The organism is Synechococcus sp. N26 (genome assembly GCF_900473975.1).
GTDB lineage: Bacteria > Cyanobacteriota > Cyanobacteriia > PCC-6307 > Cyanobiaceae > Parasynechococcus.
The window spans coordinates 408090-425315 of sequence record NZ_UCNM01000010.1 but is presented as its reverse complement, the minus strand read 5'-3'; the positions used below and the strand labels follow the sequence as shown (position 1 = coordinate 425315).

At 59.7% G+C, this 17226-nt stretch carries 37 protein-coding genes; 23 read left to right on the top strand and 14 right to left on the bottom strand.

Annotation, left to right across the window (positions count from 1 at the left end):
- Positions 1 to 74 precede the first annotated feature (74 nt).
- From DXY33_RS10110 to DXY33_RS12485, 5 genes are all read left to right on the top strand, one after another.
- Entirely contained in the window at positions 75 to 440 is a 366-nt protein-coding gene (locus DXY33_RS10110) for an AbrB family transcriptional regulator (protein WP_006850785.1), read from the top strand.
- Between the two features lie 71 nt (positions 441 to 511).
- Positions 512 to 703: a hypothetical protein gene (locus DXY33_RS10105; protein ID WP_115132746.1), complete on the top strand. Its 192-nt coding sequence runs from the start codon at positions 512 to 514 to the stop codon at positions 701 to 703.
- A gap of 48 nt (positions 704 to 751) precedes the next feature.
- Complete coding sequence (locus DXY33_RS12490; protein WP_170951960.1) at positions 752 to 919, top strand: hypothetical protein; 168 nt, start codon at positions 752 to 754, stop codon at positions 917 to 919.
- Between the two features lie 108 nt (positions 920 to 1027).
- On the top strand, positions 1028 to 1210 hold the full coding sequence (locus tag DXY33_RS10100; protein WP_156783053.1) for a hypothetical protein: 183 nt from the start codon (positions 1028 to 1030) through the stop codon (positions 1208 to 1210).
- Positions 1211 to 1256: 46 nt separating this feature from the next.
- Entirely contained in the window at positions 1257 to 1406 is a 150-nt protein-coding gene (locus tag DXY33_RS12485) for a hypothetical protein (RefSeq protein WP_170951024.1), read from the top strand.
- Here the strand turns inward: DXY33_RS12485 and DXY33_RS10095 are convergent.
- Together DXY33_RS10095 and DXY33_RS12480 are read right to left on the bottom strand one after the other, a co-directional pair.
- On the bottom strand, positions 1403 to 1831 hold the full coding sequence (locus DXY33_RS10095; RefSeq protein ID WP_115132744.1) for a tellurite resistance TerB family protein: 429 nt from the start codon (positions 1829 to 1831) through the stop codon (positions 1403 to 1405). The genes DXY33_RS12485 and DXY33_RS10095 overlap by 4 nt on opposite strands.
- Before the next feature lie 110 nt (positions 1832 to 1941).
- Positions 1942 to 2103: a hypothetical protein gene (locus DXY33_RS12480; protein WP_244276003.1), complete on the bottom strand. Its 162-nt coding sequence runs from the start codon at positions 2101 to 2103 to the stop codon at positions 1942 to 1944.
- 106 nt (positions 2104 to 2209) lie between these two features.
- Here DXY33_RS12480 and DXY33_RS12475 point away from each other — a divergent pair, with 106 nt between their 5' ends.
- The 3 genes from DXY33_RS12475 to DXY33_RS12465 all read left to right on the top strand — a co-directional run bounded on the left by DXY33_RS12475 (position 2210) and on the right by DXY33_RS12465 (position 2826).
- Complete coding sequence (locus tag DXY33_RS12475; RefSeq protein ID WP_170951022.1) at positions 2210 to 2362, top strand: hypothetical protein; 153 nt, start codon at positions 2210 to 2212, stop codon at positions 2360 to 2362.
- A gap of 122 nt (positions 2363 to 2484) precedes the next feature.
- A complete protein-coding gene (locus tag DXY33_RS12470; RefSeq protein ID WP_170950619.1) occupies positions 2485 to 2646 on the top strand; it encodes a hypothetical protein in 162 nt (53 codons plus the stop codon).
- A gap of 3 nt (positions 2647 to 2649) precedes the next feature.
- Entirely contained in the window at positions 2650 to 2826 is a 177-nt protein-coding gene (locus DXY33_RS12465) for a hypothetical protein (RefSeq protein ID WP_170951021.1), read from the top strand.
- On the opposite strand, the gene DXY33_RS12460 is transcribed toward DXY33_RS12465, so the two are convergent.
- Positions 2820 to 2969, bottom strand: a complete 150-nt coding sequence (locus tag DXY33_RS12460; RefSeq protein ID WP_170950618.1) for a hypothetical protein — start codon at positions 2967 to 2969, stop codon at positions 2820 to 2822. The genes DXY33_RS12465 and DXY33_RS12460 overlap by 7 nt on opposite strands.
- Before the next feature lie 108 nt (positions 2970 to 3077).
- On the opposite strand from DXY33_RS12460, the gene DXY33_RS10090 reads away from it, so the two are divergent.
- Together DXY33_RS10090 and DXY33_RS10085 are read left to right on the top strand one after the other, a co-directional pair.
- On the top strand, positions 3078 to 4751 hold the full coding sequence (locus DXY33_RS10090; protein WP_115132743.1) for a protein adenylyltransferase SelO family protein: 1674 nt from the start codon (positions 3078 to 3080) through the stop codon (positions 4749 to 4751).
- The gene (locus DXY33_RS10085) at positions 4748 to 5284 is read left to right on the top strand and encodes a DUF924 family protein (protein WP_115132742.1); all 537 of its coding nucleotides are present in this window, start codon (positions 4748 to 4750) and stop codon (positions 5282 to 5284) included. The genes DXY33_RS10090 and DXY33_RS10085 overlap by 4 nt, the downstream gene beginning before the upstream one ends.
- Here the strand turns inward: DXY33_RS10085 and DXY33_RS10080 are convergent.
- A complete protein-coding gene (locus DXY33_RS10080; protein WP_115132741.1) occupies positions 5273 to 5452 on the bottom strand; it encodes a hypothetical protein in 180 nt (59 codons plus the stop codon). The genes DXY33_RS10085 and DXY33_RS10080 overlap by 12 nt on opposite strands.
- Before the next feature lie 139 nt (positions 5453 to 5591).
- On the opposite strand from DXY33_RS10080, the gene DXY33_RS10075 reads away from it, so the two are divergent.
- Positions 5592 to 5909: a DUF3303 domain-containing protein gene (locus tag DXY33_RS10075; protein ID WP_025362236.1), complete on the top strand. Its 318-nt coding sequence runs from the start codon at positions 5592 to 5594 to the stop codon at positions 5907 to 5909.
- A 30-nt stretch (positions 5910 to 5939) separates the two neighbouring features.
- Entirely contained in the window at positions 5940 to 7133 is a 1194-nt protein-coding gene (locus tag DXY33_RS10070) for a glycosyltransferase family 2 protein (RefSeq protein WP_115132740.1), read from the top strand.
- Here DXY33_RS10070 and DXY33_RS12455 read toward each other — a convergent pair.
- Positions 7130 to 7303, bottom strand: coding sequence for a hypothetical protein (locus tag DXY33_RS12455; protein ID WP_170951020.1), 174 nt, complete (start codon positions 7301 to 7303; stop codon positions 7130 to 7132). The two genes, DXY33_RS10070 and DXY33_RS12455, sit on opposite strands and share 4 nt — an antisense overlap.
- A 191-nt stretch (positions 7304 to 7494) precedes the next feature.
- On the opposite strand from DXY33_RS12455, the gene DXY33_RS10060 reads away from it, so the two are divergent.
- Complete coding sequence (locus DXY33_RS10060) at positions 7495 to 7740, top strand: RNA-binding protein (RefSeq protein WP_006850138.1); 246 nt, start codon at positions 7495 to 7497, stop codon at positions 7738 to 7740.
- A 24-nt stretch (positions 7741 to 7764) separates the two neighbouring features.
- On the opposite strand, the gene DXY33_RS10055 is transcribed toward DXY33_RS10060, so the two are convergent.
- A complete protein-coding gene (locus tag DXY33_RS10055; RefSeq protein WP_115132738.1) occupies positions 7765 to 8016 on the bottom strand; it encodes a hypothetical protein in 252 nt (83 codons plus the stop codon).
- Between the two features lie 112 nt (positions 8017 to 8128).
- Here DXY33_RS10055 and DXY33_RS12450 point away from each other — a divergent pair, with 112 nt between their 5' ends.
- Both DXY33_RS12450 and DXY33_RS12445 read left to right on the top strand, forming a co-directional pair.
- The gene (locus DXY33_RS12450) at positions 8129 to 8299 is read left to right on the top strand and encodes a hypothetical protein (RefSeq protein ID WP_170950615.1); all 171 of its coding nucleotides are present in this window, start codon (positions 8129 to 8131) and stop codon (positions 8297 to 8299) included.
- A gap of 27 nt (positions 8300 to 8326) precedes the next feature.
- Positions 8327 to 8494: a hypothetical protein gene (locus DXY33_RS12445; protein WP_170950567.1), complete on the top strand. Its 168-nt coding sequence runs from the start codon at positions 8327 to 8329 to the stop codon at positions 8492 to 8494.
- 1 nt (position 8495) lies between these two features.
- Here DXY33_RS12445 and sodC read toward each other — a convergent pair whose 3' ends face one another.
- Positions 8496 to 9032, bottom strand: a complete 537-nt coding sequence (gene sodC / locus DXY33_RS10045; protein ID WP_115132736.1) for a superoxide dismutase family protein — start codon at positions 9030 to 9032, stop codon at positions 8496 to 8498.
- 85 nt (positions 9033 to 9117) lie between these two features.
- Here sodC and DXY33_RS10040 point away from each other — a divergent pair, with 85 nt between their 5' ends.
- Positions 9118 to 9354, top strand: coding sequence for a hypothetical protein (locus tag DXY33_RS10040; protein ID WP_115082512.1), 237 nt, complete (start codon positions 9118 to 9120; stop codon positions 9352 to 9354).
- Positions 9355 to 9811: 457 nt separating this feature from the next.
- A complete protein-coding gene (locus tag DXY33_RS10035) occupies positions 9812 to 10165 on the top strand; it encodes a hypothetical protein (RefSeq protein ID WP_115132735.1) in 354 nt (117 codons plus the stop codon).
- 31 nt (positions 10166 to 10196) lie between these two features.
- On the opposite strand, the gene DXY33_RS10030 is transcribed toward DXY33_RS10035, so the two are convergent.
- The gene (locus tag DXY33_RS10030; protein WP_115132734.1) at positions 10197 to 10601 is read right to left on the bottom strand and encodes a YccF domain-containing protein; all 405 of its coding nucleotides are present in this window, start codon (positions 10599 to 10601) and stop codon (positions 10197 to 10199) included.
- 65 nt (positions 10602 to 10666) lie between these two features.
- Between DXY33_RS10030 and DXY33_RS10025 the strand changes: the two genes are divergently transcribed.
- Entirely contained in the window at positions 10667 to 11527 is an 861-nt protein-coding gene (locus tag DXY33_RS10025; RefSeq protein ID WP_115132733.1) for an NAD-dependent epimerase/dehydratase family protein, read from the top strand.
- 316 nt (positions 11528 to 11843) lie between these two features.
- Positions 11844 to 12137 (top strand): hypothetical protein, encoded by a 294-nt coding sequence (locus DXY33_RS10020; protein WP_115132732.1) that lies wholly within the window; start codon positions 11844 to 11846, stop codon positions 12135 to 12137.
- On the opposite strand, the gene DXY33_RS10015 is transcribed toward DXY33_RS10020, so the two are convergent.
- Together DXY33_RS10015 and DXY33_RS10010 are read right to left on the bottom strand one after the other, a co-directional pair.
- A complete protein-coding gene (locus DXY33_RS10015; RefSeq protein WP_244272250.1) occupies positions 12122 to 12343 on the bottom strand; it encodes a hypothetical protein in 222 nt (73 codons plus the stop codon). The two genes, DXY33_RS10020 and DXY33_RS10015, sit on opposite strands and share 16 nt — an antisense overlap.
- A 148-nt stretch (positions 12344 to 12491) precedes the next feature.
- On the bottom strand, positions 12492 to 12878 hold the full coding sequence (locus DXY33_RS10010) for a DCC1-like thiol-disulfide oxidoreductase family protein (RefSeq protein ID WP_115132731.1): 387 nt from the start codon (positions 12876 to 12878) through the stop codon (positions 12492 to 12494).
- A gap of 2 nt (positions 12879 to 12880) precedes the next feature.
- On the opposite strand from DXY33_RS10010, the gene DXY33_RS10005 reads away from it, so the two are divergent.
- Positions 12881 to 13243: a hypothetical protein gene (locus DXY33_RS10005; RefSeq protein ID WP_170951018.1), complete on the top strand. Its 363-nt coding sequence runs from the start codon at positions 12881 to 12883 to the stop codon at positions 13241 to 13243.
- 12 nt (positions 13244 to 13255) lie between these two features.
- Here the strand turns inward: DXY33_RS10005 and DXY33_RS10000 are convergent, their stop codons facing one another.
- Together DXY33_RS10000 and DXY33_RS09995 are read right to left on the bottom strand one after the other, a co-directional pair.
- Positions 13256 to 13585, bottom strand: coding sequence for a hypothetical protein (locus DXY33_RS10000; protein ID WP_170950988.1), 330 nt, complete (start codon positions 13583 to 13585; stop codon positions 13256 to 13258).
- 146 nt (positions 13586 to 13731) lie between these two features.
- On the bottom strand, positions 13732 to 13983 hold the full coding sequence (locus DXY33_RS09995; RefSeq protein WP_115132728.1) for a hypothetical protein: 252 nt from the start codon (positions 13981 to 13983) through the stop codon (positions 13732 to 13734).
- 97 nt (positions 13984 to 14080) lie between these two features.
- Here DXY33_RS09995 and DXY33_RS09990 point away from each other — a divergent pair, with 97 nt between their 5' ends.
- Complete coding sequence (locus tag DXY33_RS09990) at positions 14081 to 14272, top strand: hypothetical protein (protein ID WP_115132727.1); 192 nt, start codon at positions 14081 to 14083, stop codon at positions 14270 to 14272.
- Positions 14273 to 14358: 86 nt separating this feature from the next.
- A complete protein-coding gene (locus tag DXY33_RS12860) occupies positions 14359 to 14484 on the top strand; it encodes a hypothetical protein (RefSeq protein WP_256377198.1) in 126 nt (41 codons plus the stop codon).
- 201 nt (positions 14485 to 14685) lie between these two features.
- Here DXY33_RS12860 and DXY33_RS09980 read toward each other — a convergent pair whose 3' ends face one another.
- The gene (locus tag DXY33_RS09980) at positions 14686 to 15885 is read right to left on the bottom strand and encodes a serine hydrolase (protein WP_244276001.1); all 1200 of its coding nucleotides are present in this window, start codon (positions 15883 to 15885) and stop codon (positions 14686 to 14688) included.
- 61 nt (positions 15886 to 15946) lie between these two features.
- The gene (locus DXY33_RS09975; RefSeq protein ID WP_170950614.1) at positions 15947 to 16189 is read right to left on the bottom strand and encodes a hypothetical protein; all 243 of its coding nucleotides are present in this window, start codon (positions 16187 to 16189) and stop codon (positions 15947 to 15949) included.
- A 170-nt stretch (positions 16190 to 16359) separates the two neighbouring features.
- On the opposite strand from DXY33_RS09975, the gene DXY33_RS09970 reads away from it, so the two are divergent.
- Positions 16360 to 16950, top strand: coding sequence for a uridine kinase (locus tag DXY33_RS09970; RefSeq protein WP_115132725.1), 591 nt, complete (start codon positions 16360 to 16362; stop codon positions 16948 to 16950).
- Positions 16951 to 17226: the final 276 nt, after the last annotated feature.

Below are 17226 nucleotides of genomic sequence, written 5' to 3'. Positions count from 1 at the left end.
GAATTCAATCTTTTTTTCCCCTTGTGAGCAGCACAATATTTGTTCTAATAGAGAAGTAACGACCTCACAGACCCATGCTTACCGGAGCTGAATTGCTCAACCGTGTCAAGGAACTTGGCGATTGCGCCAAAACAGATCTGGCCAGGGGTTGTGGTTACGTCGTCAAGAAGAAAGACGGCTCTGAGCAGGTGAAATTCACCGCGTTCTACGAGGCCCTCCTGGAAGCCAAGGGCCTTTCCTTCTCCACCGGTGGATCCGGTGTGGGCAAAGGTGGCCGCAAGCTGTCCTACAAAGCTGTGGTTCAGGGCAACGGGAATCTGTTGATTGGTAAGGCCTACACCGCTCTGCTGGAACTTCAGCCCGGCGATGAATATGAAATCAAGCTTGGTCGCAAGCAGATCCGCCTGATCCCTGTTGGCGGTTCCGAAGAAGAGGATTGATCTCCTGTTCAGCAGCAACACCATTCTCCCCGTGGTTCCCTTAAGTTCCACGGGGACTTTTTTTGGCTCCGATGCCCTACCAACCCACCAAGGAGCATCTGGACCATCAGATTCCAGACGCGTTCAAGAGCATCAATAGTTTGATGCGTCAGCTGAAGCAGGACATCGGCATGGATGACCGCTACATCGCCCTGATGCTTGATGCGCTCTCGCGGGAATACTCCGCCAAGCAGCCGATCCGAGAAGGTTTCGGCTTCCGCTGAAGATCAAGCTGTTGCTATCAACCGGTGGAACGGCGTCTCCCTCCACCCATGAAACGACTCCTGCTCGTCCACAACCTGGTGCACGGTCAGAGCGTTGTGCACGAACTCGATGACAAGGATTTCGCTGTGGAGCTGGTGGAGGGCGATCCGGAGACCGACGATCAGGGCGAGATGGACGTGGAGAGTCGCTTTTTCATCCGCGTCGACAACGAATGAACTCGCTTTGACCTCAGTGCCGAATCACGCCCGGTGCGCAGCTCAGAACAGAAATGATTGATCGGGTTGGATCAGCGCTATCGCGAAGGAACCCGTGGGTGGAAGGTGATGGCAACGCGCTACGTGCTTCGGACGGGGGAGGTGATCCACTCCAACCGCAACCCCGAGGAGCTCGACGTCTACTGCTACCGAACCGGCGCTAACGACCACACCTGCCTGCTGCTTTCCGATCAATCAGAAGCGGATTTCCTGCTCCGCTACGGATCTGAAGAGTTGAACGTGGCCTATTGACGCCGCTCGGATCGTGGCCTGAATGGGTGGGCATCTAGGCAACGCCATGGACGACGTCAGGCTGCAACAGCTGCTTCAGGAGGCCGAAGAGCATCTCCGTGCCCGCAGCTGCCGCCAGCGCTACGAACGCGCCGTGGTCCGTCTGCCCGACAGCCGCCGGGGCATCTGGTTCGGTGATGACAAGCTTGCGGCCTAAGGCGCGCCGTTGACCAGAAGGGCTGGCTCCAGGGGGGCGTGCAGCAACTCAAAAACCGAATCGATGCGCTCAGCCTCCACCTGCGAGATCGAGAGCATCAAGGCCAGCAGATCGAGCCGTCGTCGCTCCTCGGCGGAATAGGGCCCATCCGAGCGCATCAGTTCTGAGGCCATGGCGTAGGCCGTGAGCGCTTGATCGGCCGTGAGTGCCTTGGCGGCCTCCAGCATCAGCGCCTTGGTGCCCCGCTCCAGGCGCATGGCCAGCACCGCATCTATCAGCAGCACCACCTCGTTCTCACTCATCCGGCAGTAGGGCTCGCGGTAATCGAGGGCATGCCGGAATGCCCTGGCCCCAGCCCGGCTGAGGGTGTCATCCCACGACACAGCGGTCAGGCCAACGGCCGCAAAAGCAGTGACGACATTCATCGGGAATGGCGCAAGCGTTGGCCAACTGTCAACGAATGGTCGCGATCCCTGTTGTTAAAAGCGCAACAGCTCTATGCAGATGAGTCGTTGCACCTAGTCGTCCTGACGAATTATTCCGGCAGGCGCTCCACGGCCACGTGCATGAACCGCTTCACCATGGCGATCGGCCAGCCTTCCCGCTGCAGGCCCTCAGCGATCTGATCGATCTGAATGCTGATTTCTTCGGCAACCAGCTCTTCCAGCAGCTGGTTCGAATGTTGCGTGGTGGTCATGGGCCAAGAGCACTGCATCGGGCCTAACCCACCTCGGCTGTGTTTCGCCACATTGATTTGGTCGCGTTCGGTTGCGGGCTTGCGAGGCTCCTGCCAGCTTGAAGGCATGAAACAGGCTTCCCTGCTCCGGCGCATCGGCACCTACCTGCTCGGCTTGGTGGATGAGTACTGGGCGATGCGGCGTCCCTGGCAGTACGGCGCTAAGCAACCCCAATGCGGGCTGCAGTGCGATGGCGACCATTGCGACCCCGTCGACTGAGTCGTCCCTGCAACGCGCACACCAACCATTTTTGATGGTTTGGCTCCCCGCAGCAATGCGCCTTTACACGGGTTGCCGTCGCTGATCGTCCCCACAACAGTGAGGTCAGCACTGGAGATGAGATGGAGTTCAAAAGCCGCATTTTTGCCACCTCGCGTGGGTCCACCATCGACGCCATTGGCGACGGCAAATATCTGGTGTGCAATCCGGCCTATTGCTTCATGGTGCATGGCCTGCGCCAGGCCCATGAGGCCGTGCAACGTCAGGAAAAGCCCGCGCTCTGAGCCATGGCGGAATACCGAATTCACTGCAAGCACTGCGGCTATGAGGGGCAGGCCAACTCCCGTTGGATTCCCTTCGTGCAGGTGCAGAAGCGGGGGCAGGATTGCCCCCATTGCGGTCGCCCCACCCTGCTGGAGCCCTGGTGCAGGCTGCGGGCTGAGGCGTCCATGCCTGATTACTGAAAGGTCTGCCAGCTGCTGGTGAGCCACTGGGGAGCCACGCTCCACCAGATGGCCGTGGCCACAAAAATGGCAGTGAGCCCGATCAGGCTGGTGATCAGCTCCTCCTGCCGGTTGTCGGAGCGAAGTTTCCTGGCTTTGCCCACGGTTGTTCTTGGATGCTTCCCTCGGTGTAAGGCCTCGGCTCGGCATTGGCCATCGGTCAAAACACCCGGCCGCAGCTCTGGCGATGATGGGTTCAGCGTCAGGGTCCGATGAGCACCGCCACGTTTGCTGAGTTCGCCGAACGGGCTGACTATTCCCTGCTGGAAGCCCTCACGCCTGACCCGGAGTCCACAGCGGATGGGGAGGATCACCGTCCCCGCCAGGTGCTCTCCGGCCACTACGTGCCGGTGACGCCCACCCCGATTCCCGAGCCCCAATACTTGGCGCACAGCCGCAGCTTGTTCAGCGAGCTGGGACTCAGCGAAGACCTCGCCCAGGACGATCAGTTCCGCCGCATGTTTTCCGGTGATCTCGGTGTGGCCACCGGTCCGATGCGGCCCTGGGGCTGGGCCACCGGCTACGCCCTCTCGATCTACGGCACTGAACACACCCAGCAGTGCCCCTTTGGTAACGGCAATGGCTACGGCGATGGCCGAGCCATGTCGGTGTTTGAGGGGTTGTTTGAAGGGCGCCGCTGGGAGATGCAGCTCAAAGGTGGTGGTCCCACCCCCTACTGCCGTGGTGCCGACGGGCGCGCCGTGCTGCGCTCCAGCGTCCGTGAATTTCTGGCGCAGGAGTTCATGCATGCCCTCGGTGTGCCCACCTCCCGTTCGTTGACGCTCTACGTCTCCCACGCCGAGACGGTGCGTCGTCCCTGGTATTCCGAGAACTCACGCTCGATGGACCCGGACGTGATGGTCGACAACCCGGCGGCCATCAGCGCCCGGGTGGCGCCATCGTTTCTGCGGGTGGGTCAGCTCGAGTTGTTCGCCCGCCGTGCCCGCAGTGAGGCCCATCCCCGGGCGCATCAGGAATTGCACCAGATCGTGGTGCACCTGATCGAACGCAATTACCGCCAGGAGATCGATCCCGGTCTGCCCTTCAGCGACCAGGTTGTGCTGTTAGCCCGCTTGTTCCGTGATCGGCTCACGGCCCTGGTGGCCAACTGGATCCGTGTGGGGTACTGCCAAGGCAACTTCAACAGCGACAACTGCGCCGCCGGTGGCTTCACCCTCGACTACGGCCCATTCGGCTTCTGCGAGCTGTTCGATCCGCGCTTTCAGCCCTGGACCGGGGGCGGCGCTCACTTCTGCTTCTTCAACCAGCCGGTGGCCGCGGAGGCCAACTACCGCATGTTCTGGAAATCCCTGCGCACGCTGATGGAGGGCCAGGCGGAGGTTCAGGCCCAACTGGATCAGTTGCTGGAGCAGTTCCCCGCTGCCATGCAGGAGGCCATGCAACGGATGTGGAGCAGCAAACTCGGCCTGCCCAGTGCTGACGACGCTCTGGTGCAAGAACTGTTGAAGCTCCTGGTGGAGTCCAGTGCCGATTATTCGATGTTCTTCCGACGCTTGTCGGATCTGCCTGAGCAGATCGATCCGCTGCGCGACTGTTTCTATCTGCCCCTTTCGGAAGCCCTCCAATCCCAGTGGAACGACTGGTTGCTGCGCTGGCGTGCCCAGTGGCCCAGTGGTGTTGATCCGTCGGTGATCTCCGCTGGCATGCGGCGGGTTAACCCAGCGATCACCTGGCGCGAATGGTTGATCGCTCCGGCCTACCAGCAGGCCGCCGGAGGCGACACCTCTTTGATGGCTGAACTGCAGCAGCTGTTCAGCACCCCCTACGAGCCCCCTTCCGCTGAAGTGGCGGCCCGCTACGACCGCTTGAAACCGCGGGAGTTCTTCAGTGCCGGTGGGGTGTCCCACTACAGCTGTTCGTCTTGAGCGCCGACGACGTTCTGGAGTTCTGGTTCCAGCAGTGCCGTCCCTGGCAGTGGTTTCGTCGCCACGACAGCTTCGATGCCCTGGTGCGAGAGCGATTCGGCGAGGCCGTTGAGCGTGCCCTCGCTGGAGAGCTGGACCACTGGAGCTGTGAGCCCAGCAGCGGTCTGGCCCTTGTGCTGCTGCTGGATCAGTTCACCCGTCAGATCTGGCGTGGTGAGGCCAAGGCTTTTGCCGGAGATCCTCAGGCTCTGAAGCTGAGCCTGGATGCGCTGGAGCGGGGATGGATCGCAGCGGAATCGCAACGACCGCGGCGGCAGTTCTGGCTGATGCCTCTCCTGCACAGCGAAGACATCAGCGTGGTGGCCAAGGCCATCCCTTTGCTGGAGCACTTCGCGGACGCTGCCACCGCCGATGTGGCCCGCCGCCATCTCCTCCAGCTGCAGCGCTTTGGCCGGTATCCCCATCGCAATGTCGCTCTTGGACGGGTGAGTTCACCGGAAGAAATGGTGTTGACGCAGCAATCAAAACGTTGAGGGTTCCTCCCCTTCGTCCTTCATCAGACGCAGCGCTGCATTCATCACGGCAGCTTTCACTGCACGGCGCTCCAGTCCCTGGCGTTCGAAGTGCCGAACGATTCGTGATAGGTCCCACCAGACTGCCACTTCCACTTCATCCATCTCATTGGCGACGTGGAGAGTCATGGTTGCGCTGGGTCTTAATTCAGCTGTAGCCCCGTGCCAGCACCGCCTGAGGCGTCTACGGAATGACTGCTGAATTCAGTTGCAATTCAGCCTGAACGGTCGTTCGTGGCTAGGCAGCAAGTAAATGCCTCCTTTCACCGTGCAGCACTACTTGATCGTTTGGACGTTCCCGACCGTTGAGGGGGCGTGGGAGTCATGCCCTGGCTTTGCTGACTACATCAACTCGGGAGCACCGGGAGATGCCTTCGACGGCTTTGCTCTCAAATACCGCGTCTGCGAACCGATCAGCGGTAGTGGTGTCGCCATTGCCGTTGCCAGTGACATCGGCAAGGTGTGGGCGCATCTCGGGCCCTGGATCAAGGACTTCGGCATTCAGTTCGAGGTCACTGCTGTGGTGTCCGATGCTGAATTTGCTGCGATGTGGCCGATGGTGGAAGCTGCAGCATCCGTTAGCTAAGACGGCTGCCCATCACACCATGGCCCGGCCTTGACGCTTGCCCTGCTTGAGCCCCTGCTGTTTCTTGCTGCGGCTGGTTCAGCTGCAGCTGGATTGCTGATCCTTCAGTTGGGGCTGCAACGGGTGTTTTCAGTGGCACCGCGCTTGAAGCCGGGCCAGGACGTTGCTGCTCCGGACACGTCGCTGACCGTGGTGATCCCCGCCTTCAACGAGGCCCACAACATCGAGGCCTGTGTCGCCAGCGTTCTGGCCAATCAGCCCCCCTGCCGGGACTGGTCGGTGCTGGTGGTGGATGACGAGTCCAGCGATGCAACGGTGGACAACGCCCTCCGGGCTGGCTCTGCAGCGCACCACTTCCGGCTGATCCAAGCCGGCCCCAGGCCCGACAACGAACGCTGGGTGGGCAAGAACTGGGCCTGCAGCAGGGCCGTTGAGCAGGTCTCCAGCGATTGGCTGTTGTTCATCGATGCCGATGTTCGGCTCAAGCCCGATGCCCTGAAACGGTCCCTGGCTCAGGCCCTTGATGAGCAGGCCGATCTGCTGAGCCTGGCGCCGCGGTTGAGTTGCGGATGCCTGGCGGAATGGATGGTGCAGCCGATCATGGCCAGCCTGCTGGGCCTCGGCTTTCCCATCCTCGAAACCAACGACCCGGCATCACCGGTGGCGTTCGCAGCGGGGCCGTTCATGTTGTTCAAGGCCTCCACCTATGCGCAGATCGGTGGTCACCGAGCCCTGGCTGGCGAGGTGGTGGAAGATCTGGCCCTCGCCCGCTCCATCAAGGGAGGAGGCCATCGGCTGCGTTATCTCCTGGGGCTTGATGCGGTCGATCTGCGGATGTACAGCGACCTCGCGGCGCTCTGGGAGGGCTGGACCAAGAACTGGTTTCTGGGCCTGGACCGGGACCCCGTCAAAGCCCTTGGCGCCGCTTTGGTGGTGGTGTTGATGTTCACCGTGCCCTGGCTGTTGCTGCCGGCATCGCTCCTGCTGCTCTGGCTCCAACCCCTGCTGGCTTCGGCTTGGTGGTGGGTGTTGGCGCTGGCGAGCTTGGCCATCCTTCAACAGCTGCTGCTGCGGCTGTGGACGCGCAGCAACTTTGATGTGCCCCTCAGCTACTGGTGGCTGATGGGAGCCGGTGGGTTGCTGGTGGGTGCGATTGGCCCCGTCTCGATCTGGCGCACCCGCACGGGACGCGGGTGGACCTGGAAAGGCAGGGCTTTGAATTAGGCGTAGTGTCCCTTTTTGCGGGCATCTTCAGCCCGCCGCCGGATTGCCGCATGCCGGAATGCCTTTTCCAGCTTGGTCAATTTGGGTTGTTTGTCTTGCAGGGCAGCCTCGCCGCGGGCTTTGGCTGCGTTGATGAAATCGTCCGATTTGGTACCGCTGAGTCCACCCATTTCCATGCCTCAACTGAATCAAGCCTGGTTCCGTTGCGGCTTCATTGGGCTCGAAGCAAAGGCTTTCTATCGAATTCAGGTTTGAACGGAATTGTTTGGTATTCCTTGATCCCATTGATGAGCCATCCCTTCTGAAGGCTCGGCATCTGGCCGCTGTGTGCGAAGGTAAGCAGTCTTGATCAATTCTTTTTTTGACGATCTTTATCGGAAATCTCTCCTGGGACGCTGAGCGGGAGGATCTCATTCATCTGTTCGGTCAGTACGGCGAAGTGAGCAAGTGCTCCTTGCCCCTCGACCGGGAGACGGGCCGCAAGCGTGGTTTCGCTTTTGTTGACCTCAGCAGCGAAGCCGATGAGCAGTCGGCAATCGACGACCTGCAGAACGTTGAGTGGATGGGTCGCGCCATCTCCGTTCGCAAGGCCGAACCCCGCCGCTGAGCTTCACAAGAGCTTCGCTTCACCTCACTGTCCAAAACCACGGTCGGTTGTGGATGGTGAGGTTTTGTCGTGCGTTGTGTTGGGCTGTGGCTGTTGAGAGGCCTGGTTGAACCGACTGTCGAGCCAACGCGAAACGATGTAGATCCCAATGAACATCGGGATGTAGATCTGATAGGCACTTTGTTGTTGAATCTCGAGCTGATTGACGACGGTGACGGCAGCGGTGCTGAGCACGAGGTAGATCCCGACGCGCCGAAACAGGGGAGATTTGAACAACGTTGTGAGAGCTCAAGCGTTTGATCATGTTCTCCTGCCGTTGAACTCCCTCAACTGGGGGATGTGCCAGACGCGCTTTGCCTGCTGAATGGGGAGGCACTGCAACGCTCTGATGCCACCCGCCTATGACCTGATCATTGAGCGTGGGGGCTCGATCGTGGTGGAGACCATCGAGGCCTGTGACGAAGATGCTGCCTGGCGCGCTGGCCTGATGTTGCACATCGAGGCGCTGATGGCCGTGGTCTGCAGGGATGAACACGACCCCGAATCGACGCGGGCTTAGGGTTTTCTTAAGAGTTGGAGCGATGTTGTGATCGGTTTGATCGCCTCAGGTTTGTTCCTGGTGTTTCCCTCAATTCCCGGAGCGGATCTGTCCCTGTTCCAACAGCTCAACAGGGAACTCGGTGCCCTCTGCCAGGAGCCACCCGCTCAGGCCATCAGGGTCTGTCGCCTTCATGCCCGTCTGGTGAACGGCTGAGTCAGCGCTCGTCCGGCACTACACCACAGGCAACCCGTGCTCCACCTCCACCGAGGGGGGGCTCGTCCCTGTAAGTGTCGCCGCCTGCATGAACAATCAGGGCTTTCCCCTTCAGGTCAGCTGTGCTGAGCCGTGGCGCCACCACGCTGGTGTTGGTCTTTCCGTATTCATCCACCACCAGCCTGCTGAGATCGCCCCGGTGACCGTTTCCGAAGGGGCCGAGGTGTTGTCCCGTTTCATCAGGGTCCCAGTGCCCACCGGCAGCCAGGCCCGCAACGGGGGTGCCCTCGGCGGTTTGGCCCACCTCACAGCTTCCAATGCTGTGGAGATGGAAGCCGTGTTCCCCAGGGCTCAGCCCCGCCAGATCTGGATAAATCACCAGGCCTTGGTCGGTGTCTTGCGCGGTGACGCTGCCGATCGATTCGCCAATGCCGTTGGCATCAATGCGTTGCAGGGTCACCTCCAGGGCTCCGCACCAGCCCGGTGTGAGCGTGAGCAGGCCGATGAGCAGAACGAGCTGGGCGAGCAGGCGACGCATCACAGAACAGCGTGTTCTTGAATTGTCGCCCCCGGTTGGTGCCGTCTGCGGTGAAGATGGTGCGTCGTTCAGCTGATGCTTGGTGATGCGTTGGGAGTACACCCAGTTGCGCTTCGTGCCCCGGGGGAAGTCGTGGACCGGGGAAATCGAGGAGCTCTGGCTTGATGATCGGCAGCTGATCTCCAGAAGCCATCCGCAGCGTGACGTCACACTGGTGGGCTTGATGAATGAATTGGGTGAACAGGGCTGGGAATTGGTGACCTACGCCCAGCCCTTCACCGGCTACCACGGTGGTTGTTACACCTTCAAGCGAAAGAAGTGATCAGGTGTTTCATAGGGTTCAGAGCGGGCTGGCGCTGATGTGCTGGGCCATGCCCATGAATCCAATCACGAGAAGTGCAACTGCAACGGTTGAGGCAAGGGATGCCAGGCCCATTTGTGTTTGATGGCTCAGGCTTTTCATGCATCAACCTCGTTTTTCAGATGCACGAGAATGCATTGCTCGTAGCAACTGCCATCGTCGAGATTGCAGAGGGTTAGGCATTCGAAATAGGCATTCACTTGTGATTCGGTGACGCAGGCTTGAGCTGCGTTTGGTGATTCCAAATTTGTATTCAGCATTTCATTCTCAATTCGCAGGGAGACACTATGCTGATTTTCTTTTTTAGGCAATGAAATTATTGCGGCGGGTAAATACCTAGATGTAATTACCTATTTCGCTTCGATTGTGATGGTCGATCTTTGCTTTTGTTTGATCCCCTGCTTCTTATGGTGAGCCGATGAGCAAGGGCAACCCCGCTGAACGGCTCGAGGACGAGCTCGATCGTGCCAAGGCTCGTGGCCGTTGGCTCAGTGACGATGAGCAGGCTGCGCTGGATCGTGAAGCTGATGCCGAGGCCCTGCTGGTGGAGGCCAAGCAACAGCGTGATCGCAAGCTGATGGTCCTCACCGGGGTCTGCTTGTTGATTCCGCCGTTGTGGCCTGTGGCCCTCGGGCTGACTCTGTTCCTTCTCTATCCAGACACCATGGCCAGGATCGGGCTGGCCGCCGCAATCACCTTGCTGCTGGGAGGATTGCTGTTGGCCGGCGTGCTCGGTTTGGCGATGGTCTGGCTGATTCAGTTGCTGTTCTGATCAGGTGCTGTTCTGATCAGATCTGTTGGGATCAGTTTCTTGATTTCATCACCGTCATGCCGACGGGGGCCAGGGCAATCAAAGCCAGCTTGATGTGCTGAATGCCAAAGGGAATGCCGATGATCGTGACAAAACAGGCCAGGGCACTGCTGAGGTGACCCAAGGCCAGCCACCAGCCGGCCACAAGAAACCAGATCACATTGCCGAGCGCACCCAGGGGACCCGTCCCCAGATCGCCTCGTCCCCTGAGCTGACGACGGCTCACGGCTTCGGAGCCGAAGGGCCAGAGCGAGAAACAGCCGATCACCCAGCACGACCGTGCCCACGGCAGGCCAACGATGGTGATGGCGCAGATCAACGCGGCCAGCCACCAGGCCAGAGCCATGGGAAGTCCGCCGAGAACAACCCAGAGCAGGTTGAGGATCATCGAGATCATGTCTCCATTGTCACGGCAGGCCCAAAGCACTTTCGTTAAATTCTGTAAAAGGTGTTTGACCGGACATGGCGGCCAGTTTCGGGATTGTGGGTTGTGGATATGTGGGATCCGCTGTCGCCACCCACCTCAGGCGCCAGGGCCATGAGCTTGTCGGCACCACCACCAGCCCCGGACGTTTGGCTGAGCTCTGCGATCTGGTCGATCACCCCCGCCTCTACAGCGCTGGCGATCCGATGGCGGATGCCAGTTTTCTGGATCTGCTCGATGGGGTTCTGATTGCGATGGCCCCCACCACCGCCACCTTTGAAGAAGATCAGTACGAGAAGGTTTACGGCCAGGCGGTACCGGCCCTTGTTGAAGCGCTGCGTCAGCGCCAGGGACGTCGACCACTGCATGTGGCCTACTTGAGCAGTGCAGGGGTGTACGGCGATCAAGCCGGCGCGATCTGCAGTGAGCTGACGCCTCCGGATTGTTCCAACAACGCCAACGCTCTTCTGGCCAGCGCCGAGACGTCTGTTCTTTCCTTGAACGACGCTTCAACCCAGGCCTGTGTGTTGCGGCTGGGTGGTATCTACGGTCCTGGCAAGGACATCCCGTCGTACATCCGCAGTGCTGCTGGGCAGCCGGTTCGCAAGAACGGCAATCACATCAATGCCTGGGTTCATCTTCACGACATCATTCGCGGTGTTGATTTCGCCTTCGGCCGGCGCCTCCAAGGCATCTACAACCTTGTGGATGATCTCCAGTTCACCCGGCGTCAGCTTTCCAACGCCTTGTGTGATGACTTCGGATTGCCCCCTGTGATCTGGGACAACCACGATCGCCCCGGTGCACGCATCTTCAATGCCCGTGTCAGCAACGCCCGGCTGCGTGAAATCGGATTTCAGCCCAGCGTCAGCTCCATGCTGGAACCTGTTGCGGCCTGAGGGGCCAACCCCGCATAGCGAAGATGTTCAACGTTCGCGGCTGATTTGATTTTTCGATACGGATTGCGCATCGATTTCTCATTTTTCGTTGTTGTTGTAAAGCAGGATTGCGGAATCCACGTTCAACTTGCTTCGTTGATTAGACCCTGCACATTCAACGCGGCGGCGCTGTGAAAGACGAATCGTTCTGCATCGAATTTGCGTCCTCCTTGGCCTTGATGTTGCTGGAGCTCAACGCAGAACTTCTTGAGCTTGCAGACGAAGCCTCCAACGTCACAGCAGAGCTTTCTGTAGTTGAGCTTGAGCGTGCCTGCTGATGCTGGATCGCATTCGTGCCGTCTTTGCTGAAGCCCAAGCCGAGGGCATGGATCAGTTGTACGACGTCATCAATGCGGCGCGTGATCTTGCACCGGATTCAGATTTTCAGGCCTGCTACGACCTTGTGATGGCCTCCGGTGGCCCTGAAGTGGAAACCTGGATCAACTTCACGGTGACCACAGCCACCCGCTTCGATCTTGACGATCAACCGGAGCCGGAACAGTTTCTTTCCGTTCTTGAGGAGCGTTGTGATGCCCGTCGGGAAGAGCAGCGTGCTCAGCCTTCGGAATAACGAAGGGCCTTGAGGCCCATCACCAGATGGGTGCGAAAACTTCCCAGCGCCATCACCTGCTTGGGCGATCGCGTGTCGCTTACTGCATCGCCCTGTCCTTCAATCCAGCGCAGCAACTCCTGGGTTTGGTCGGCCCATGCACTCAGTGCTGCGCGGAGCAATTCGTCATCGCTGAGTCGCCCTTCAGGAACGGCGGATGTGTCCATCGCCGCTTTCAGCAAGGCGTTGAGTTGCTGATGGCTCAGCGCGTCAGGAACAAAGGGATCAGGATCGATGCTTAAGAGAATCTTTAGGCGTGCTTCGACCGTAGTTCAGGGGTATCGGTTGCGACCACCCGTGTTTTGGCTCATTGCGTCAGCGTGATCGAGCTTGATCCGGGTCAACGCTCAGCCCGCGGGTGGCAAGGGCCAGGCGCCGAGCAGCCAACAGGGCTGGATAAGCCAGTGCTGAACGTTGGTTGTCACTGAACAGCTTGGCCAGCAGTCCGAGCAGGGGATCGCTGGGGTTCATGCGCCGGCTGAGTTCCGCAATGGCTTCGCTGCCATGCCACGTCTGCTCTCCTTCCATCAGCACGGCGCCATTGCGCAGAGGCAGGCCGAGGGCATTGAGTTCGCGACGGATCGTGTGATCGGCGCGTCCGTCAACAATGCGCAGGTTGGGAACACCCGCCTGGAGCTCACTGCGGAGGGCGAACTCTCGACAGAATGGGCATCCGCCGTCGTAGATGAGGGTCAACAGCATTGATGAATTCTGTCGCGAAGGGCCTGGGCCTGGCGTTGTTGATGCTCTGTCTGCTGTTGGCTCCCCGGCCGTCATGGGCCGATTGGATCTGCGACGGGGATCGGCTCAGTGTTGAGATCACGCGGGGAGCCGTTGATCTCACCGGCCTGGCGGAAGGCATTCCCAACACGTTGGAGGGAACCCTGCCGGGGGACGGAGTTCTGTTGCGCTGGCGTGATGTGGAGTTGCAACTACCGCGCACCAACAATGCAGGTGCCCCCAGTTACACCGATGGCCGTTGGTGGTGGCGGGTCGTTGATCAATCAGCACCGGAATTTTGGGAACGCCGCGGCACGGTGATCCGCCACCAATGTGAACTGATCTGAGCCTTCCTCCAGCTAACGCCGTTTTCGCTTGCGGCGGTTGGCCTTGCGGGTTCCTCCATAGCGATAACCAGCTTGTTCGCGAAAGTTCGGCCAGCAGGTTTCGCACACCAGGATCCAGTCCGCGTGTCGGGCGGTGATCACCCGGAAATGCACGTCTCCCGGCTGTCTGCAGTGATCGCAACAGAATCTTTTGTTTTTCCACAGTTTTTCAACCGACTCCTCTTGCGGATCGGTGCCCTGAAGCTTCTCCTGAGGATTGCTTGCTTCGTTCACAGCAGGGAGCGCTTCGTTGCCAGTTGAAGCGTTTTCGAAATCACTGATGCATTTGTTGCTTGAAAACAATGGCCAGCACAGCATTCTTCACATTGAGCGGCTGGATGTGCCGGGGACTGCCGAGCATCTGAGGCTTGTTTTCCACGCCGATGGCCAAAACCACTGTGCTCGCCAGGATCAGTTGTTTTGGCCCTGTGGAAAAGCTGTGTATAACTCTACGAATCGCTTGGAACTTGGGCGTTGATGGAGGCTTTTAGGGCGGCCATCTCGTGGGCGGTGAGGTGAGCTTCGACGGCCTCAGGGGTGTTGTTCAGATAGTGGATCCATGCCTCGTAGCACTGTTCCCGCGTTGCTGATGGGTTCTGACCTTGGCCAACTCCTGCGCTGAGCAGAAGCTCTTCGATCCTGGCCAGCCGAGCTTCGATCCGGCTCAAGCGGCTGCCGATGGCGTCATCCTGTTGCGTCACCTGCGGATGGGTGTTGGGTCTCGTGATTGTTGCGGAGAGGTCTTGGGTTGACGCTGTAGTACATGCGCACTAAAACAGATGTACTGCTCCGAAACCCATGGCTGCGAGTTCTCCTTACGCCACCTTCCGCGCTGACGAGTGGATGCGTCATTCCTTGATCCGACCCCGCAAGGCGTTTCCGGCGGCAGCCTCGGCGGTGGCGACAACTCGTGCCAGGCCCACCGCTGCTGTTCGAGCCTGTGATGCCGTGCAGGGCGAGCTTTTTCTCTTTCCCGTCGTGATCTGCTGAACCTTGGTCTCTGCGACAAACATTTGCAGGAGTCGCTGTTTGCCCCCTGTTCTGCCAGGGTGATCATTGGTTTTTATTGCCAGACCATGCTGTTGTTCGCCTCCCAGACAGCTCCAGGCGGTCCGACTGTCATTCTTCCGGCCCTGTTGATCACCGGACTTCTCGTTGCAGCATCCCAGGCGTTCGTTCCCAAGGGCGGCGACAAGAACTGAGCCCTGCCGTTCGCCTTATCGAAGGGCAGAGAGAACATCAGCCCCGAAAGCATTGGCATCAAATCCCGGCTTTTTGGGTGTCTGTCCCAGTCGCACGATCACCGCGCGCTGGGATGGAGCCATCAGAAGAAGTTGTCCCTGATAGCCCTCAGCTGAAAAGCTGTCATAGTGCAGATCCGGCCTTGATTTGCGGCGGCTGAGTCACCAGTGCGCGCCATAGGCCTGTTTTGATCCCCGCGACGCCGTCCGTGCCTGTCGAACCCAGGTTGCGGGCAGAAGTTGCTTGCCATCCCAGTGGCCATGATCCAGGTACAACTGGCCAAACCGGGCCCAATCGCGGCCGCTGGCCCACGCCAGGGATGAGCCCACCAAGGTTCCCCTGTTGTCGTTTTCGAGAACGGCAGTTGCCATCCCGAGAGGCGCGAACAATGCCTGCCTGGGAAAGCTCCAGTAGCGCTGATCGTCATCGATGGCGTGTCTCAGGATCCGGCTGAGGATGTTGGTGGTTCCGGATGAATAGCTCCACTTTTTTTCCGGTTTTTTGCTGAGGGGTTGGCTGGCGGCGAACCCGGCCATGTCGGCTTCCTGGGTCAGCATCCGCACCAGGTCCGAGTTCAGTGTTCCCGTCGATTCCTCGAACGCCAGTCCGCTGTTCATGCGGAGCAGCTGATCCAGGCTGATCCTTTGGCGTGGATCCTGCGGATCACTCCATTCGGGCACCTTCGGTGGCTTGCCTGGATCCAGAAGCCCTTCTTGGATGGCCCGTCCGATCAGGGCATGGGTGATGCTTTTGCTCATCGACCAGCCAATCATTGGCATGTCGGGCTGGATGCCTTCGGCGTAGCGCTCGGCGATCACCCAGCCGTTCTGCACTACCACAATGGCGCGGGTGCGTTTGGGTGTGAGCGGCTCGTTCTCCTCAAAGGCGCGATCGAGAGCGTCCTTAAGTGCCTGCTTATCGATCTCCGGCGGTTCTGCGGCGGCTGTGGCGATCAGGGGCCAGGCGGCGCCAATGGGCTGGGACGTCTCGGAGTCAGGCTGGTTTGGCTTGGGCAGTCGGGGTTTTGGATGCCCATCGATCTGCCAGGTGCAGCCCCGTTCGCCGTTCTGAATCGCTTCAGCGCGAATCAGCCCGAACAGGGCGCTGGCTTCAACGCGTCCAGCGTTTGGTTTGATCCTGGTGTGGATCATCCCCTGGCCGGCGGCCAGGTCTTCCTTGAGCACCTGCTCTGGATCCATTCCAGCCATCAGCACGCTGCTGCAGAGCTGTTTGGCGCTGAAACTCGCACCCGCTCTGGCGAATGTGATCAGGTTCCGCAGCGGAGGCTCTAGGCCTGCTGTGGCACTGAAGGCCACGGCCGCCATCGAGATCACCACAGTGCGCCACTGCTGCTTTGTCACCCTCAACGGCCATGAAAAAAGCGGGGGTGTCCCCGCTTCAATCATGGATGGAACGTTGGCTTCAGTACACGTCGTAGCTGACGCCGCGGTAACGCAGTTCTCGCCCACCGCTTGGGTGTTGTTGTGGGTCGATTTGTTCGTAGGCGACGCCGCGATAGCGCAGCACCTTGGTTTTGCTCCCCACCGGGGTGTGCACCCGGTCGGTGTGGCCCTGGTGGCGGTAGGCCCGTGCCATCTGTGTTCTGGCCGTTTCGATGGCCTGATTGCGCACAGTCCGTGCCTTGATCAGTTGAAGGGTGTTCATCTCTCTCTTGCGCGGTGCCCACGCCCCCGTTGCCTGGCGCGGATCTGACTGCGGCCTGTTGATGAGGCTCAACGTGACCACACCCTAGCTGCAATCTGTATCAACGGCTACTGTTTTTTTCTGCTTCTTTTGGGAGGCGTTGTCAGCGTGGTTCTGGATGAAGGCAGCGCTTGTCTGGGGCAGTTCCTCTGGTGTGCATCTGCGGGCCGTCTGCGGCCGGCAAGACCACCCTGGCCGCCCGTCTGGCCGAGCAGCTGCGTGCCACGGGGCGTCATCCCCTGCTGATCGCCTGCGACGACTACTACCGCTGTGGTTGGACGCCCAGCTCGCGCTATGGCTTCGACACAGTGGATGCCATTGACGCGGATCAGCTGAGGTTGCAGCTCAGCGCTGTTCGCTACCGCCAGTTGAACGCGCTGCGCAGCTACGACATGCGCAGCCGCAGGGTTAGCTCCAGGTTGTTGCAGCAGCCCTATGACCTGGTTCTGGTGGAAGGCTCCTACGGGCCGCAGCATCTGTTGGAGGCTGTGCCCATCTCGCTGGTTGTGTACGTCGAAACCCCACTGCTTCAGAGGTTGATCAAGCGCCTCTGGCGTGATGTTCGCGAAAGGCAGAGGCCGGCTTCCTATGTGATTCGCCAGATGCTGCGCGAAATGCTCCCGGGTGAGCGTCGCTTCATTCACCCTTTGAAGCGTCGCGCAGATCTTGTTGTTCGGGGCTACAACTTCGATCTGGAGCCGATTCTCAGCAGAATTGGATAGCTGCTTAAGCCTTGATCAGTCTCAGTGGCTTGTTTCTGCGTAGGCCTGTGTGTATCGAGGCTGATTCGATCAGCGGGTCTGCTTTTTAGGGCGAGACAAAAGGCGCGAGATTTTGGTCATCCATCGACCCGGTGCAGCTTGTTGCGTCGAAACAACCGCTGCTCTTTGCTTGGCTGACGCAGGGTTAGGGCCTGAAGGTTCTGATAGCGCCCAGCGGAAATCCATCAAGGATCGGGGCTTGCCGGCCGGGGACTGAGCCAGCACCTGCTGGCGAAG

Excerpts from the sequence above, each read along its gene's own strand:
- DXY33_RS10025 (WP_115132733.1), top strand. The coding sequence starts at position 10,667 with ATGGCGGCCAGTTTCGGGATTGTGGGTTGTGGATATGTGGGATCCGCT.
- DXY33_RS12860 (WP_256377198.1), top strand. The coding sequence starts at position 14,359 with ATGCTGTTGTTCGCCTCCCAGACAGCTCCAGGCGGTCCGACTGTCATT.
- DXY33_RS09990 (WP_115132727.1), top strand. The coding sequence starts at position 14,081 with ATGGCTGCGAGTTCTCCTTACGCCACCTTCCGCGCTGACGAGTGGATG.
- DXY33_RS09975 (WP_170950614.1), bottom strand. The coding sequence starts at position 16,189 with ATGAACACCCTTCAACTGATCAAGGCACGGACTGTGCGCAATCAGGCC.
- sodC (WP_115132736.1), bottom strand. The coding sequence starts at position 9,032 with ATGCGTCGCCTGCTCGCCCAGCTCGTTCTGCTCATCGGCCTGCTCACG.
- DXY33_RS12480 (WP_244276003.1), bottom strand. The coding sequence starts at position 2,103 with ATGACCACCACGCAACATTCGAACCAGCTGCTGGAAGAGCTGGTTGCC.
- DXY33_RS10010 (WP_115132731.1), bottom strand. The coding sequence starts at position 12,878 with ATGCTGTTGACCCTCATCTACGACGGCGGATGCCCATTCTGTCGAGAG.
- DXY33_RS10040 (WP_115082512.1), top strand. The coding sequence starts at position 9,118 with ATGCGTTGGGAGTACACCCAGTTGCGCTTCGTGCCCCGGGGGAAGTCG.
- DXY33_RS12450 (WP_170950615.1), top strand. The coding sequence starts at position 8,129 with ATGCCACCCGCCTATGACCTGATCATTGAGCGTGGGGGCTCGATCGTG.
- DXY33_RS12465 (WP_170951021.1), top strand. The coding sequence starts at position 2,650 with ATGGCGGAATACCGAATTCACTGCAAGCACTGCGGCTATGAGGGGCAG.
- DXY33_RS10015 (WP_244272250.1), bottom strand. The coding sequence starts at position 12,343 with ATGGACACATCCGCCGTTCCTGAAGGGCGACTCAGCGATGACGAATTG.
- DXY33_RS12475 (WP_170951022.1), top strand. The coding sequence starts at position 2,210 with ATGAAACAGGCTTCCCTGCTCCGGCGCATCGGCACCTACCTGCTCGGC.
- DXY33_RS10030 (WP_115132734.1), bottom strand. The coding sequence starts at position 10,601 with ATGATCTCGATGATCCTCAACCTGCTCTGGGTTGTTCTCGGCGGACTT.
- DXY33_RS10105 (WP_115132746.1), top strand. The coding sequence starts at position 512 with ATGCCCTACCAACCCACCAAGGAGCATCTGGACCATCAGATTCCAGAC.
- DXY33_RS12485 (WP_170951024.1), top strand. The coding sequence starts at position 1,257 with ATGGACGACGTCAGGCTGCAACAGCTGCTTCAGGAGGCCGAAGAGCAT.
- DXY33_RS10035 (WP_115132735.1), top strand. The coding sequence starts at position 9,812 with ATGAGCAAGGGCAACCCCGCTGAACGGCTCGAGGACGAGCTCGATCGT.
- DXY33_RS10080 (WP_115132741.1), bottom strand. The coding sequence starts at position 5,452 with ATGACTCTCCACGTCGCCAATGAGATGGATGAAGTGGAAGTGGCAGTC.
- DXY33_RS12470 (WP_170950619.1), top strand. The coding sequence starts at position 2,485 with ATGGAGTTCAAAAGCCGCATTTTTGCCACCTCGCGTGGGTCCACCATC.
- DXY33_RS10100 (WP_156783053.1), top strand. The coding sequence starts at position 1,028 with ATGGCAACGCGCTACGTGCTTCGGACGGGGGAGGTGATCCACTCCAAC.
- DXY33_RS12455 (WP_170951020.1), bottom strand. The coding sequence starts at position 7,303 with ATGGGTGGACTCAGCGGTACCAAATCGGACGATTTCATCAACGCAGCC.
- DXY33_RS10095 (WP_115132744.1), bottom strand. The coding sequence starts at position 1,831 with ATGAATGTCGTCACTGCTTTTGCGGCCGTTGGCCTGACCGCTGTGTCG.
- DXY33_RS12490 (WP_170951960.1), top strand. The coding sequence starts at position 752 with ATGAAACGACTCCTGCTCGTCCACAACCTGGTGCACGGTCAGAGCGTT.
- DXY33_RS10005 (WP_170951018.1), top strand. The coding sequence starts at position 12,881 with ATGAATTCTGTCGCGAAGGGCCTGGGCCTGGCGTTGTTGATGCTCTGT.
- DXY33_RS10110 (WP_006850785.1), top strand. The coding sequence starts at position 75 with ATGCTTACCGGAGCTGAATTGCTCAACCGTGTCAAGGAACTTGGCGAT.
- DXY33_RS10020 (WP_115132732.1), top strand. The coding sequence starts at position 11,844 with ATGCTGGATCGCATTCGTGCCGTCTTTGCTGAAGCCCAAGCCGAGGGC.
- DXY33_RS10090 (WP_115132743.1), top strand. The coding sequence starts at position 3,078 with ATGAGCACCGCCACGTTTGCTGAGTTCGCCGAACGGGCTGACTATTCC.